This is a genomic window from Lentzea flaviverrucosa (assembly GCF_003350445.1).
GTDB classification, from domain to species: domain Bacteria; phylum Actinomycetota; class Actinomycetes; order Mycobacteriales; family Pseudonocardiaceae; genus Lentzea; species Lentzea californiensis.
The window spans coordinates 137,602-151,908 of the sequence record NZ_QQAU01000019.1 but is presented as its reverse complement, the minus strand read 5'-3'; the positions used below and the strand labels follow the sequence as shown (position 1 = coordinate 151,908).

General features: G+C 69.5%; 14 protein-coding genes. 8 read left to right on the top strand and 6 right to left on the bottom strand.

Features of this window, described 5'->3' with window-relative positions; all coding sequences use genetic code 11:
* Positions 1–2 precede the first annotated feature (2 nt).
* A complete protein-coding gene (locus DFR72_RS40870; protein WP_090072582.1) occupies positions 3–761 on the bottom strand; it encodes an enoyl-CoA hydratase/isomerase family protein in 759 nt (252 codons plus the stop codon).
* Positions 762–864: 103 nt separating this feature from the next.
* Between DFR72_RS40870 and DFR72_RS40865 the strand changes: the two genes are divergently transcribed.
* The 5 genes from DFR72_RS40865 (at position 865) to DFR72_RS40850 (ending at position 5,421) form a co-directional block, all read left to right on the top strand.
* Positions 865–1,833 carry a DUF2332 family protein gene (locus tag DFR72_RS40865; protein WP_090072580.1) on the top strand — a complete coding sequence of 323 codons (969 nt, stop codon included), beginning with the start codon at positions 865–867 and terminating at the stop codon, positions 1,831–1,833.
* A gap of 171 nt (positions 1,834–2,004) precedes the next feature.
* Complete coding sequence (locus tag DFR72_RS47325; RefSeq protein ID WP_245983873.1) at positions 2,005–2,280, top strand: hypothetical protein; 276 nt, start codon at positions 2,005–2,007, stop codon at positions 2,278–2,280.
* Positions 2,281–2,430: 150 nt separating this feature from the next.
* The gene (locus DFR72_RS47320; RefSeq protein ID WP_245983872.1) at positions 2,431–2,925 is read left to right on the top strand and encodes a hypothetical protein; all 495 of its coding nucleotides are present in this window, start codon (positions 2,431–2,433) and stop codon (positions 2,923–2,925) included.
* A 113-nt stretch (positions 2,926–3,038) separates the two neighbouring features.
* Complete coding sequence (locus DFR72_RS40855) at positions 3,039–3,761, top strand: MgtC/SapB family protein (RefSeq protein ID WP_090072578.1); 723 nt, start codon at positions 3,039–3,041, stop codon at positions 3,759–3,761.
* Between the two features lie 391 nt (positions 3,762–4,152).
* Positions 4,153–5,421, top strand: a complete 1,269-nt coding sequence (locus DFR72_RS40850) for a hypothetical protein (RefSeq protein WP_114773960.1) — start codon at positions 4,153–4,155, stop codon at positions 5,419–5,421.
* Positions 5,422–5,504: 83 nt separating this feature from the next.
* Here DFR72_RS40850 and DFR72_RS40845 read toward each other — a convergent pair whose 3' ends face one another.
* Positions 5,505–6,323 carry an esterase/lipase family protein gene (locus tag DFR72_RS40845; RefSeq protein WP_114773958.1) on the bottom strand — a complete coding sequence of 273 codons (819 nt, stop codon included), beginning with the start codon at positions 6,321–6,323 and terminating at the stop codon, positions 5,505–5,507.
* A gap of 221 nt (positions 6,324–6,544) precedes the next feature.
* Here DFR72_RS40845 and DFR72_RS40840 point away from each other — a divergent pair, with 221 nt between their 5' ends.
* Positions 6,545–8,095, top strand: a complete 1,551-nt coding sequence (locus DFR72_RS40840; protein ID WP_245983871.1) for a WS/DGAT/MGAT family O-acyltransferase — start codon at positions 6,545–6,547, stop codon at positions 8,093–8,095.
* A 20-nt stretch (positions 8,096–8,115) separates the two neighbouring features.
* Positions 8,116–8,649 (top strand): hypothetical protein, encoded by a 534-nt coding sequence (locus DFR72_RS40835; RefSeq protein WP_090072570.1) that lies wholly within the window; start codon positions 8,116–8,118, stop codon positions 8,647–8,649.
* Here the strand turns inward: DFR72_RS40835 and DFR72_RS40830 are convergent.
* The 3 genes from DFR72_RS40830 to DFR72_RS40820 are packed head-to-tail and all read right to left on the bottom strand — an operon-like array spanning position 8,559 to position 10,937.
* Positions 8,559–9,473, bottom strand: coding sequence for an alpha/beta fold hydrolase (locus tag DFR72_RS40830; protein WP_090072568.1), 915 nt, complete (start codon positions 9,471–9,473; stop codon positions 8,559–8,561). The genes DFR72_RS40835 and DFR72_RS40830 overlap by 91 nt on opposite strands.
* Before the next feature lie 43 nt (positions 9,474–9,516).
* A complete protein-coding gene (locus tag DFR72_RS40825) occupies positions 9,517–10,362 on the bottom strand; it encodes a hypothetical protein (protein ID WP_090072567.1) in 846 nt (281 codons plus the stop codon).
* Positions 10,359–10,937, bottom strand: a complete 579-nt coding sequence (locus tag DFR72_RS40820) for an RNA polymerase sigma factor (protein ID WP_090072565.1) — start codon at positions 10,935–10,937, stop codon at positions 10,359–10,361. The genes DFR72_RS40825 and DFR72_RS40820 overlap by 4 nt, the downstream gene beginning before the upstream one ends.
* 71 nt (positions 10,938–11,008) lie before the next feature.
* On the opposite strand from DFR72_RS40820, the gene DFR72_RS40815 reads away from it, so the two are divergent.
* Complete coding sequence (locus DFR72_RS40815) at positions 11,009–11,914, top strand: phosphotransferase (protein ID WP_177224649.1); 906 nt, start codon at positions 11,009–11,011, stop codon at positions 11,912–11,914.
* On the opposite strand, the gene DFR72_RS40810 is transcribed toward DFR72_RS40815, so the two are convergent.
* The gene (locus tag DFR72_RS40810) at positions 11,911–14,091 is read right to left on the bottom strand and encodes a hypothetical protein (RefSeq protein WP_090072562.1); all 2,181 of its coding nucleotides are present in this window, start codon (positions 14,089–14,091) and stop codon (positions 11,911–11,913) included. The genes DFR72_RS40815 and DFR72_RS40810 overlap by 4 nt on opposite strands.
* Between the last annotated feature and the right edge of the window lie 216 nt (positions 14,092–14,307).

The following is a 14,307-nucleotide window of genomic DNA, read 5'->3' as shown; positions in this document are numbered from 1 at the left end:
GTTCAGAACCGCGGAGGCCGCTTCTCCAGGAACGCCGTCACGCCTTCGGCGTAGTCGGCGCTGGAGGCGGCCTCCGCGTACAGCGCGCGCACGAAGTCGTCCTCGTGACCGCCGTCCGTGATCGAGTTGATGATCTTCTTGGCACCTCGGACGGAGACCTGCGCGCGGCCCGCGATCTGCTCGGAGAGCTCCTTCACGCGGGCGTCCAGCGACTCGGCGACCTCGTTCACGAGGCCGATCCGCAGGGCCGTCGCCGCGTCGATCAGGTCGGCCGAGAACAGGATCTGCTTCGCCCAGGCCGGGCCCACCGCGTCCACCAGCGCCTTGGTGGAGGTGAAGTTGTAGACGATGCCGAGCTTCGCCGGCGTGATGCCGAAACGGGCGTCCGCGGCCGCCACCCGGATGTCGCAGGCGAGGGCGATCTCGCAGCCGCCGCCGACGCAGAACCCGGAGACCGCGGCGATCGTGGGTTTGTCCAGTTGCGCGATCGCGCGCTCACCGTTGTGGACAGCTTCGCCGTAGTGAGCGGCGCCCTCGGCACCCCGCCGCAGTGTCGAGAACTCGGCGATGTCGGCACCGGCGGAGAAGTGCTCACCACCGCGGATCACGAGCACCCGCACGGCCTCATCTGCGGAAACCTGCGCCAGGAGTCCGGGTAGAGCCGCCCACATGTCGTACGACATCGCGTTGCGCTTGGCCGGGCGGTTGATCGTCAACGTGGCGACCGGACCGGCCGCGGACAGCTCCAGGAACTCGCTCACCCGCCGCACGATACCCACCGCCTCCTGACGGCACGCGCGGTCTCAGATGGGTAGCGATGCGTTCACCTCCTTGTAAAGTCCGGGCCGAAGAGGGGGAGGAAACGTGACGGCGGCTGCCATCGGTGCTTCTACGCTGCGCACGCTCTCGGTGCGGTTGCGCACCAGCGCGCCGGTGTCCGCGCGCATCCTCTCCGAACTCGCGAGCGAGCTCGACCGGGGCGGGCCGGTGGCGGACCTGCTGTGTTCACACAGCGCCGTGCACAGCCCGTTGTTCGGCATCCAGGCGCTCGCGGGCGTGCGGTTGCTGATGCTGTCGGGCAAGGCCCCGGAGCTCAGTCAGCGGTTCGCCAGCGCGCACGCGGCCGCGATGGCCGGGGAGTCCGACTCGACGGCGCTGCTGGCGTGGCTGGCGGCACGGCGCGCGATCGTGGAGAACGCGGGCGACATCCTCGCGGCGCTCGACCGGACGGTGCAGCAGCACCAGCCGAAGACGGCCGCGTACCTGCTGCGCGGCCTCACCATGATCGGCGCGCCGAAGGTCCGGCTGCTCGAACTCGGCGCCTGCGCCGGCCTCAACCTGATCCTCGACCACTACCGCTGGTTCGGCCTCGGCTGGGAGTGGGGCGACAGGGACTCGCCGGTGCGCCTGGCCGCCGTCGGGCCGCAGCCGCCGAACCTCGAGATCGTCGGCAGGGCCGGCTGCGACCTGCAGCCGCGCGACCCCGCCGACCCCAAGCACGCGATGATCCTGCACTCGTTCATCCCGCCGGAGCACGACGCGCTGCGGTGGGACCTCGACGACGCCATCGAGCTCGCCACCGAGGTCGGTGTGAAGGTCGCGCGCTCCCCCGCCGGGCGGTGGCTGCGGGAGAACCTCGTGCCGCCCGACGACCGCGGCACGTACACGGTGGTCTGGCACAGCTCGTTCTGGGCGTACCTGACCGAGGACGAGCGCAACGAGATCGAGACGACGCTGACCGCGGCGGCCGGCTCGATGCCACTCGCGCGCGTTGCCTACGAGTCGACGGATTTTCGCTCGAACCCCCGCCTGACGGTCACCATCTACAGCTAGCGCTGTGGCTCGAAATCTGCCGAGTCAGTTCGCGTTCAGGCGGGTGGATCGTGGTGCCGCCCCCACGTCCTCATACTGGACCTATGGGGCGTGAGGGCGGTGCCGCGAGCCGCCCCACTGAGCGTGAACTGGCTCGCCAGATTTCGAGTCGCAGCGCTAAATTGCGCGGTCGTGAAAACGATCCGTGCCTCCCTGCTGGCCGTCGCTCTCATCACCACGGCCCTCACCGCACCGGCGAACGCCGCCGTCTCGGACCACGACCTGGCGTTCCACTGGGCGCCGGTGCACCACCAGGACACCGACTCGTCCGACCACGACGCCGACTATCTGTCCACAGTGGACTTCGACGGCGACTGGAACACGCTGGACAACTGGGAGAACCAGCCCCAGCTCGCGAAACTGACCGGCGCCGCCTACTACTCCGTGGTCGAGACGTCCACGCACTGATTCCTCGTCTACGGCTTCTTCCACCCGCGCGACTGGGACGACCAGCCCGACCCGTTCGGCACGAGGACCCACGAGAACGACCTGGAGGGCGCGCTGTTCGCGGTCCGCAAGGACGGCTCGCGGTTCGGCACGCTCGAAGCCGCGATCACGGTGGCGCACAGCGACTTCTACTCCTACGTGCCGGCCGGGTCGCCGTACCGGAACGGTTCGGAGACCATCGACGGCACGTTGCTGCTGGTCGGCGGCCGCCCCGCCACGTTCCAGGAGGCCAAGGGCCACGGCCTGTACCGCTGGAACGGCGGCGACTTCCCCGGCGGCGACGGTGTGGTCTACCAGCCCGCCGCCACCGGTGAGGTGCCGTCGGGCGGCAACGACCGCACCGTCGGCTACCGGCTCGTGAACACCCTGGAGACCAACGGGATGTGGGCGCGCCGGGACAACGCGGAGACCTACTCGTCGTTCGGGACGTTCCGCGGCGACAACGGCAAGGACAACGCCGCCAACGCGCCGTGGGGCTGGGACGACCAGAACGACGGCGCGATCTACCGCGGCTACCTGGCCACCGACCCCGCCCTGGTGATCGACAGGTACTTCTCCGGCAAGGGCAGCTTCAGCCTGACGTACACGCGCAACGCCTTCCGCTAAACGCCGGTCACCCCTTCGTGGGTGGGCCGACTGCGGCAACCGGTCACGCATCAGTCCACACCGGATACTCCGGTGTGGACTGACTTGACGGTGCGACAGAGGAAGGCCGCCCGATGACGACTGCGGAAATGTTGCTGCGCCTCGGCACAGGTGTGGGCCTCGGCGCGGTGATCGGCATCGAACGCCAGTACCGCGCCCGGATGGCCGGGCTGCGGACCAACGCGCTCGTCGCGGCCGGCGCGACCCTGTTCGTCCTGCTGTCCGCGCACGGCTTCACCGGTGACAACGCCGATCCCACCAGGGTCGCCGCCCAGATCGTGTCCGGCATCGGTTTCCTCGGCGGCGGGGTCATCCTCCGCGAAGGCCTCACCGTGCGCGGGCTGAACACCGCGGCCACGCTCTGGTGCTCCGCCGCCGTCGGGGCGCTGGCCGGCGCCGGTCTGCACCTCGAAGCCGCCACGGGCACCGTGGTCGTCGTCGCCGTGCACCTGGTGCTCCGCCCGGTGGGCCGCGTCCTGGACCGGCGCCCGGAGACCGGTGGCGACACGCCCGCCACCTACACCTTCCTCGCCGTCGCCAAGGACGACGCCGAGGCGCACGTGCGCACGCTGCTGGTCCAGGAGATGTCGCGCACCGGCTTCGCCCTGCAGTCGGTCGAGAGCACCAACGCCGACCGCGGCGACCTGGTCGAGGTCCGGGCGGTGCTGACCGCCGACCAGCGCGACGACAAGCAGATGGAGTCGGCGGTGAGCCGCCTGTCCTTGGAGCCGTCGGTCACCAGCGTGCGCTGGCGCGTCCACGTTCCCAGCGAACACCAGGACGAAGAGGACAGCTGATCGGCCCGGTGCCTGCCGGTGACGGTCATCCGTTCGCGCATCCCCTGTCCGGGGTGCGCTTCCCCCGTCAGGTGGCCGCCGTCATCGGCGCAGACGCACCGGATGTCGCTCGTTCGGCTACCTGACGTCCGGCATGTTTTTTGGGCCCGACCGCGGTTACTCCAAACGGCGCAACGAGGACGTTCCGCTGAGGGGAGGTGCTGAAGGCCGGAACGCCGGCGCGACGGTAGGCGGCAAGTCCTGTTCCCCGGCTCGAACGTCAACCCTGCGGCCCGGATGCCGGTGTGCTCCGGGACGTGGAGGGACGAGACGGCCAGGTATCCACCAAGACGGTCCGCCTCGCGTGAACGCGGTTTCACGTCCGAGAAGTTGTCGTCAAGGAAGGAAGAACATGCGCAAGAACGTCAAAACCGGCCTCCTGGCCGCAGCCGTGGCCACTGGCCTCGTGCTGGCGGGCGGTCCGACCGCCAGCGCGAACATCGGCGGGTTCCACCCGTTCGGGATCGGCGGCGCAGAACACCACACGGCCTGGGAGTGGTTCGATCATCAGGTCGCGGCCTCCGCCGAGGCCGGGCACGGCGGGCATTCCGGCGAGGGTGGCGACGCCGAAAGCTCCAACATCGCGGTCACCGGCGAATCGGGCGAATCCGATGATTCCGGCGACACCGGCCACAACTCCGCGACCGTGCTGTGCGTCCACTCCGCCTGCCAGACCGGCACGGATTCCGGCGACTCGGGCGCCACGCCCACGGGCAACACCGGCCACGCGACGAACAACAGCAGCACCCACGGTGGCAACACCGGCCACGGCGGCAACGGTGGCAACGCCGTCGCCACGGCGGAGAACGCGGTCACGACCACCTGGGACGAGGACGACGAGGACGACGACAAGGGCAACGTCCCCGCCCACGGCATCCACCGGCCCCACGGCAACCACTGGGGCCACGGCAACCACGGCAACCATTGGGGCCACGGCAACGACACCGAGGCCACGGCCTCTGCCACGGGCGGGCACGGCGGGCATTCCGGCAACGGGGGCGACGCCGAAAGCACCAACGTCGCCGTGAGCGGCGACAGCGGCGACTCGGGCGACTCCGGCAACACCGGCCACAACTCCGCACTGGTGATGTGCGTGCACTCCACGTGCCTCACCGGCACCGACTCCGGCGACTCCGGTGACACGTCCACTGGCAACACCGGCAACGCCACCAACAACAGCAGCACCCACGGCGGCAACACCGGCCACGGCGGCAACGGCGGCGACGCCGATGCGGCAGCAGGCAACTCCACCGCGACCGAGTGGGGCGACGACGAGAACGCCGCGCACGGCGACAACGAAGCCGCGGCGACCGCCACCGCCGGGAACGGCGCGGCTTCCGGCGAGGGCGGCGACGCCGAAAGCACCAACATCGCCGTGACCGGCGACAGCGGCGACTCGGGCGACTCCGGCAACACCGGCCACAACTCCGCGACCGTGATGTGCGTGCACTCCACGTGCCTCACCGGCACCGACTCCGGCGACTCCGGTGACACGTCCACGGGCGACACCGGCAATGCGACCAACAACAGCAGCACCCACGGCGGCAACACCGGCAACGGTGGCAACGGCGGCGACGCCGATGCGGTGTCCACGAACCTGACCCAGGGGGAGGACGACTGATCGCTGCCCTGTGAGGCGATCATCCGCGGAACGGGTGGGACCGGGTTGCCGGTCTCACCCGCTTTCCGCGTGAGGGAAGGGTTTCAGGCCGCGCGCGGGTAGAGCCGCGCCATCCCCGGTGGCGCGGCGAAGGGCGCCCACGTGCCCTCCGCCTGTGCCAGCCGGTCCGCGACGACCCACAGGACGCTGGAGTTGAAGCCATATCCCAGGTGTGAGGACGACACCTGGACGTTCTCCTTGTGCGGCCCCGGTTCCTCGACGCACGACTCCCACGAGACGATGCCGTCCGTCTTGGAGTAGATCGACGTGGCGGGCACCGGGATCGGCGGCCGCGTCGACTCCAGCGGCGGGAACTCGTCCTTCGGGATGTGCAGGCGGGAGAACAGCGCGAAGGCGGGCATCGCCCGTGACTGCACGGGATCGCTCATGTTGTACGGCGATCCGAGCGTGATCACCTGGCGGACCCGGTGCGGGTGGTCCCGTCCCATCTCGCGCGCGAAGATCCCGCCGAGCGACCAGCCCACGATGGACACCGGCCCGCCGTAGGCGTCGGAGACCTTCTTCACCAAGGCGTGCATGCCGTCCACGGCCTTGCGCGTGGGCCCGATGTTGCGGCCCAGGCCCCACGGGTTCACCTGGTAGCCCAGGCCCGACAGGAACCGGCGCAGCATCACCGTGGACGAGTCGGCGGCGCCCAGGCCCGGGAAGACGAGCACGGGGTGGCCGTCACCGGACGGCGCGCCGCGCAACATCGACCGGGTGGCCACGAACTCGCTGACGTCGAGCGCGCAGCGGGTGGGCTCGGTGAGGTACCAGAACAGACCGGGCGCGGAGCCTCTGACGAGGTGGAGGGGCGGAGCGGCAGGCACTTCGAAGACTTCGTCCGAAGGTACGGCAGACATAGGAGCCTCCCCACACGTCGACAACCCCGAGCCGGCGCCCCGGGCAGCGTTGCCCGGTGAGTCCATGATGTTTCGTGAACGATCTTTTTGCCAGTACTTTCGAGTCTCGATTCGCCACCCACAGGTAACACGTTGGCAACTTCACACCTGTGCAGTGCCTCTCACCTGCATGGACGTCGATTGAGACGCTCAGGTCCTCTACTCTTTTTCGAGTGGATCGCATGAGCTCTCTGGACGCCAGCTTCTACTTCATCGAGGACGAGAACGTGCCCATGCACGTCGGTTCCGTCCTGGTTTTCGACGGGCCGGCCCCGTCCTACGGAGATGTGATCCGCCTTTTCCTGGCGCGCATGGACCAGGTTCCGCGCTACCGGCAGAAGGTGAAGGCGCTGCCGTTCCACGTCGGGCGTCCGGTCTGGGTCGACGACGACCACTTCAACATCCTCTACCACGTGCGCCACACCGCGGTGCCGTCGCCGGGCGGGGAGGACCAGCTGCGCAACCTCGCCGGCCGGATCTTCGCGCAGAAGCTCGACGACTCCAAGCCGATGTGGGAGGCCTGGCTGGTCGAGGGCCTCGAAGGCGGCCGCTGGGCGATCATCTCCAAGGTCCACCACTGCATGATCGACGGAGTGTCCGGTTCGGACATGCTGCAGCTCATCCTGGACTTCAGGCAGGAGAGCGTGCTGCCGGAGCCGAAGGAGTGGAAGCCGCAGCCGCAACCCTCCACGCTCGACCTGGTGGTGGACGGCGTGCGTGACGCCGTCGTGACGCCGGTGCAGCACCTGTCCGCGTTGCCCGCCGTCGCGCGGAACGTGCGTTCCTTCAGCGAGATCGTGGACTTCGGCAAGTCCGTTCTCGGTTCTCTTCCCGGTACGGCAAGGCGTTTGACCACGCGTGCGGCGACGTCCCTGAACGGTCCTATCGGGCCGCACCGCCGCTGGGTGTGGGCGCGCGCGAACCTGGCCGAGATCAAGCAGATCCGCGTCGCGGCGGGGGGCACCGTCAACGACGTCATCCTGACGGCGATCACGCGCGGTTTCCGGGACCTGCTGGAGAAGCGCGGCGAACTGACCGAGGGCATGGTCGTGCGGACCATGGTGCCGGTGTCGATGCGTAAGGCCGACCAGCACAACGAGCTGAACAACCGCGTCAGCGCCGTGCTCGTGAACCTGCCCGTGGGCGAGTCCGACCCGGTGAAGCGCCTAGCGTCGATCCGCACGCAGATGGACGACCTGAAGAGCTCGCGCCAGGCCGCCGGTGCCGACGTCCTCACGAACCTGTCGAACTTCGCCGCGCCGACGCTGATGGCGCTGGGCTCGCGGACCGCGATGCGGTTCCCGCAGCAGATCCTGCAGACCGTCACCACCAACGTGCCCGGCCCGCGCATCCCGCTCTACATGCTCGGCCGCCCGCTGGTCGAGATGTTCCCGTACGTGCCGATCGCCTCGACGATCCGGATCACCGTCGGCATCTTCTCCTACCTCGACAGGTTCACCTTCGGCATCAACGCCGACTTCGACGGCGTGCCGGACGTCCAGCTGCTCGCGGACGGCATCCGCGCGGGCTTCGACGAGATGGTGGCGCTGGCCGCCGAGGCGGCGGAGAGGACCGAGGCGGCCCAGGAGGTCGTGGAGGCCGCGCCCGCCACGAAGCCCGTTCCCCAGCCCGCCGCCAAGCCGGTGCCGAAGAAGCCCGCCCCCAAGCCCCGAGCCGTGCGGGCGACCTCCAAGGCCGCGACGAACGGCGTGAAGCCGGAGACGACGGCCTGAGACACGATCTGACGGTCCGGGTGGGTGCGCACGACCTGAGCCTGACCGTGGTGGGACTCGACGCACGGCTGGGTGCCCTGGGACTGGCACTCGGCCAGCTCGACGACGTCCGCGTCGAGCTGGAGGACGTGCGGTGGTCGCGCTGGCGTGCTCGCCGCGCGACCGTCGTCTGCCACGACGTGCACGTGAACCCGCCCGCGGTCCTGGTGGCCTCGCCGGTCGAGTTCCGCGTCGAGGTGGACTTCGCGGACGTCCCGGAGCTGCGACCGTTCAACTGGTTGCCGTTGACGGTCCGGCTGGTCGGATCGGAGCTGCACGTGCGGCTGCACAAGTGGCTGCCGGCGCGCGTGTTCGCGGTGCCGGAACTGCCGCGCGGCATCGAGCTGACGGGCGTCGAGCAGTGCGACGACCACTTCGTGCTGACCGGAGCCGCCCCCGTGCTGCGGGAGCGGCTCACCCTGGGTCAGCTCGCGGACGTGCTCAGGCGGTTGGCGTCCATCCAGTCCAGGATCCGCTCCGACACGACCTCGGGGATCTCCATCTGGGGCACGTGACCGACGTTCGCGTACTCGTCGTAGCGCCAGTGCGGGAACCGGCGCGCCGCGTACCGGGCGGCGGCGACGTTGACCAGCCGGTCGCGGTCGCCGCTCATCAGGAACACCGGTACCCGCACCTTGGCCATCGCCGCGTAGTAGGCGCCGCGCTTGGACGTCGTGAAGACGACGCTGCGCGCCGCCGCGAGGAACGCCTTGTCCAGGCCCTCGACCTTGGCGCGCTCGCCGATCAGGTGCTCGCTGGCCAGCTTGAGCTCCTCCGGGATGCCCGACGGGTCCGCGCAGACCAGCTCCAGCAGGCGGTCGACCTGCCGGCGCGCGGGAACCGCCCTCGACCTGGCCAGGTACCGCTCCCCCAGGCCCGGCACCGAGTACAGGAAGAACGTGCTGAGCATCGCCGGGTCCGGCCGGGTCCCGAACACCATCGGCAGCGCCGGGTCGACCAGCACCAGGCCCGTGACCGGTTCGGGGTCGTGGGCGGCCTGGAAGAGCGAGATCAGCCCGCCCATCGAGTTGCCGACGAGGACCGCCGGCTCCTCCACGACCTCGCGCAGGAACCGGCCCAGCAGCCTCGTGTTGGCCTGGACCGTGGTCTGCCGCCCCTCGGGGTTCGTCAGGCCGTGCCCGGCGAGGTCGACGGCCGTGACGCGGGCCTTGCGCGCGAGCAGCGGTGCCAGCAGCACCCAGTTGAGGTGCGAGCCGCCGAGCCCGTGCACGAGCACGATGCGCGGACCGTCCGCCGGTCCGCCGAAGTCGACCCAGTGCACGGGCCCGTCGAGGTCAGCGTGGTGACTGATGCCGCCGAAGTTCGCCACAGTCGTCATACCAACCAGTATGTCGCTTGGACCGGCCGGTCGGTAGTGACGTTCAGCGTGACTTCCAGGGGGTCGCCGGCTTGCACGTCAGCGGGTCCGCCCGGTCGTTGCCGTGGACGATCTTGCCGGTCTCCGGACTGACGTAGCAGTCGGCCACGACACCCGTGTCGGTGGCGATCAGGGTGCCCGCCGCGTCGTAGGCGTGCAGGACTCCGCGATCCTCGACGCTCGGGCGGGCCCAGTTCGACGGGTAGTGGATCCGCGCGGTGAACGTGCCGTTGGCGACGGTGGCCTCGATGGTCCGGCCGTCGACGGTGTACGTCAGCCGAGCCACCTGGTCGTCGACACGGCCGACGACGGTGCGGTTGCCGGGCACGCCGGCGTAGACGGGCTTGAGGTTCAGATCACCGCCGGCGCTCACCCCTTCGTCGTCGCGGGCAAGATGCCCGGGAAGCCATTTCACCTCCCTCCCGGAGAAGCCGGAGTTGTACTCCACGCCCCCGACGCCGAGGCTGCAGGTCAGCGCCTCCTTGCCGGTGTAGAGCAACGCCCACCGGGTCTGCGAGTCCAGCAGCTGGTACAGCTTCGCCCCGCCGACCCCGGCGCTCCGTCCGCAGCCCTCCTCGATCGCCGCGACGGTCTCCGGCGGCACCCCGAAGTCCGGGGCTTTCGACGTGGCCGGCGGTGACGTGGTGACCTGCACGGCCGGCACCGGGTCCGACGGCTCCGGCGGGAGCAGCGCGATGCTCGTGACCACCACGGCCAGCGCGCTCGCCCCGGCGAGGAGCGGGAACACCAGCCTGCGGCGGCGACCGGCGACCGCGCGTTCGACCTCGGCGCGGATCTGCGTGTGGCGGCCCGGTGGCAGGTCGCGGGTGGGCGGAAGCATGCCGGTCATAGGTCCTCCCCGGTGGGCACGAGCTCGCGGTGCTGCTGGAGCTTCGCCTTCGCCTTGCTGACCCGCGCCCGCACGCTCACCGCGGCGATGCCGAGCACGGCGGCGGCGTCCTCGTAGGACACCTCGGCCCACACGCACAGAGCGAGCGCCTCACGTTCGTTGCGCGGCAGTTTCTCCACGGCTGCGAGCAGCTCTTTCATCCGTTGCTGGTCATCAAGCCGTTCGGCGACCATGTCCGCGTGGTCGGGCATCGGGCGTTCTTCTCCGACCCTGCGCAGGTTCCTGACCCGCCTGGTCAGCGACCGCTGCTCGTTGCGCACGACGTTGGTCGCGACCGTGAGCAGCCACGGCAGCGCGGACTCCCGTTCGAGCCTCGCCACCTGGCTCTTCTTGCGCCAGGCCAGCAGGAAGGTCGCCTGCAGGTGGTCCTCGGCCTCAGCCCAGGACGCGGTCAACCGGAAGCAGTGGTTGTAGACCGCCTTCGCGTGCCGGTCGAACAGCACCCCGAAGGCGTGCGCACTGCCCCCAGCCGCCTGCGACCACAGTGCGCGGTCGTCAGGGTCTTCGGTTGTCATACCTGTTCGTGTCCGCTCGCCCCAGAAGTGTTGGCACCAGTTTCACGCGCCCACCGCTAACGTCGTGGAGCGTGGCACATCTGGGGGTGGCCGACCTCGCGAACATCGCGCAGGCGGCGTACGGCCGTGAACTGCGCGACGTGGTCCGCCTGCACGGCGGCAGCAAGAAGGGCGTCTACCGCCTGACGCTCGACGACGGCACGACAGGCGTCGCCTACGTGTGGCGCACGAGCGAGGACTACTGGCCGGCGCACGAACAGGACCCGTTGTTCGGCAACGCGAGCGGGCGCGACCTGTTCCTCACCGCGCACACCGCCCTGTCCGAGGCCGGTGCCTGCGTGCCGAGGCTGGTGCTGGTCGACAGCGACGTCGTCGTGATCGAGGACCTCGGGGCCGAGTTCCTCGAAAAGCTCCTCGACCACGACACCGAGGCACTGGAACGACTCTGGGACGACCTGGGCGCCGTGCACCAGCGCACCAGCCCGCGTTACGGCCGCCCGAGCGCACTACAACCCGCGGACGCGCCACCTGCACCGGACGTGGTGCTGCACCGGGCCCTCGGCCACCTCGACGCGTGCTGCGAGCGCGTGCCACGCGTCGCCGCCGAGCGCGACCGCCTGGAAACCCAGCTGCGCCAACGACACGCGGCGATCGAACCGCGCACCGCGTACGGGCTGATCCACGGCGAGCTGGGCCCCGACCACGTGCTCGTGGCGGACGGACGGCCGGTGCTCATCGACATCGAGGGCGCGATGTTCTTCGACGTCGAGTGGGAGCACGTGTTCCTCGAGCTGCGCTTCGGCCCGCACTACCGGCCGGTGCCCGGCCTCGACCCCGCACGGATGTCGTTCTACCGGCTCGCGCAGCACCTGTCCCTCGTGGAGGGTCCGCTCCGGTTGCTGGACGGCGACTTCCCGCACCGGGACGCGATGCGGGAGATCGCCGAGCACAACATCGGGTGGGTGCTGGACTGCTAACGCTCGTCCCGCTTGAAAAGCCGACCGATCCCGGTGACGAGGCAGACCGCGAGCACCCAGCCCAGCACGGTGAACGCGAGCGAAGCCCAGCGGGCACCGTGCAAGGGTACCCAGAGCTGGCTGTGTTCGAGACTCATGATCGGGAGGAGCAGGTCGATCGCGTAGAGCCACGGGTCGAACCAGGCGACGTCCAGTTGCGGCCTCGCAATGGCGAAGTTGCGCTTGTCCTGCCTGAGCCAGTGGAAGATCAGGCCGCCCGCCACCGTGAGGACACCGAGACACCACAAGATCCGCAATGGCCGGTAGCCGTATCCGACTGTGGGGCTGAGCAACCACCACACCATGCGGTGCAGCCTGCCCGTGAACCCCTCCAGTCTCCGCCGCTTGGCGTCCTCCTTCGCCATCAGGACATCAGTGGCCGCGTCGTGCAGGCCAGACTTCGCGTAGACGGACGACAGCTGCAGGTAGACCTGTGGAACGTAAGCATGCCCATCACGTAACCAGTGCAGGCGTTGAGGCAGCGACATCGAACCGTCGAGCAGAGCGCCGTAGACGAACTCGTCGAGGCGGCTCCCGTCCGGCCAGTCGCCCTCGCTGTCAGCCAGCGACCCCGCACGCACCCTGCGGAGGTCCATCCACCCGGCGGGCCGCTCGGCGAATCTCAGCCGCAACGCACCGCGGACCTGGGTTCCCTTAAGCTTCACAGCCGGCACGCCCTTGAGGACCGCGCCGACAAAGCTGATCTCCGAACCGATCCTGGCGTCGCACATCCGTACGCATCCCGTGGCGAACACCCCGTCGAACACCGCGGCGTGGCCGACTCGCACGCTGTCGCAACGCACCGCGTCGCCCTCGCTCTTCAACCTGGCGCTGGTGAAGTCGAGCTTGCCGTCGATCCTGGCACCCGCGAAGTCCACCCGCCCCCGCGCGGTGAACTGCCCGGTCAGATCCGCATCCATTCCAACCCTGATCCCACGAGCTACCAACGCGTCGCCGTCCTCGTTCTCGAACAGTCCGCCGGCGCAGTCGAAGTTGCCTCCGATCTGCGCGTCGCTGAGCACCACCTCGCCCTGCGAGTGGAACCGCACGTCACCACGAACCCCGAGGATGAGGTCGCCGTGCACCTCCAGCCCAGGGGCGGCGATCGCCGTGCCGCTCCCGTTCAGGAACTCGCCACCCTGCGCGCCCAGGGTGCCACCGACCCGCGCGCCCGCCAGGCAGAGCTGACCGAGCACAACGGTTCCTTTGCGCAGCACAAGGTTCAGTTCGGTGGACGCACGAGCGAGGTTGAGGGCGACGCCGCGGGGGTTGATGAACTCACCGCCGGTGAACCTCATCCAGCCGCCCACCCGGCAACCGACCAGGGCGAGTTCGCCCTTCACCCTGCACTTCTCCGAGAACTGCAGGTCCTGGCCGACCTTCAGGCCGGTCGCCACGATCGCGGCCGACCCGGAACTGCTGAACCGGGCATCGCTGCAGACCAGCCTCCCGGCGATGTCGGCGCCGCTCAGGTTCACCCGGCCCTTGACGGACATCCCCTTGCGCCAGAAGACGTGCTCCCCCACGACGATCCCGCTCAGCTCCAGCGTCGCATCTTCGCCGGGGTTGCGAAAAGTCGCGCCCTCGCAGATGAACTGGCCACCGATGTGGGCACCCGTCATGTGCGTCAGCCCGGTCACCTTGAACCGGCCTGACCAGTAGACGTCGTGCTCGACCCTCAGCCCGTCCGCTTTCAGGGCACCATCGCGCGGACCGTCGATCACACAATCGTCCATGTCGAGTTGACCGGACACGTGGGCGCCGGTGAGCTGCACACACCCGTTGATCGTGCAGCCCCGCAACGCCAGTCCGTCCTGAAGCCGCACCTGGGAGGCGCGCAGGCCGGGCAACTCGCAGTCAGCGAAGTAGAGGCCTGCCACGTTCGCCTGTTCGAAGTTCGGCGCGCTGTCGAACGTGCACCGTTCGAACTCGACGGGAAAGCCGACCTCGCCCGCCTCCAGGTCGAGTTCTCCCACGACGGTCACGTCGAGCACGGTCAGCTTGCGCGGCCGTCGTCCGACCCCACGCAGCAGCTCGCCGCTGAGGAACGCTGCGCCGATCTCCCTGCCCGCGCCGTCGAACTCGACCCGTCCCAGTTGCTCGATGGCGTTGAACAGCTCTGTCTCCGCTGGCGTCATGTCGCGCACTCCAATGCCGCGACCGCGTCCGCCAAGCGCGATCTGGTGTGCAGGGTTAGTCAGAGCCGGACGGGGACTTGTTAGCCGATGGCCGAACGTTCACCTGTTCAGACCACGTCCCACCCCGTGGGCGGCCTTGGCCGCGGCGGGACCGGATGTCAGCATCGGCGCAGGTCCCAGGCATCCGTGCTCAGCACGCGAGAAGGGGAGGGACCG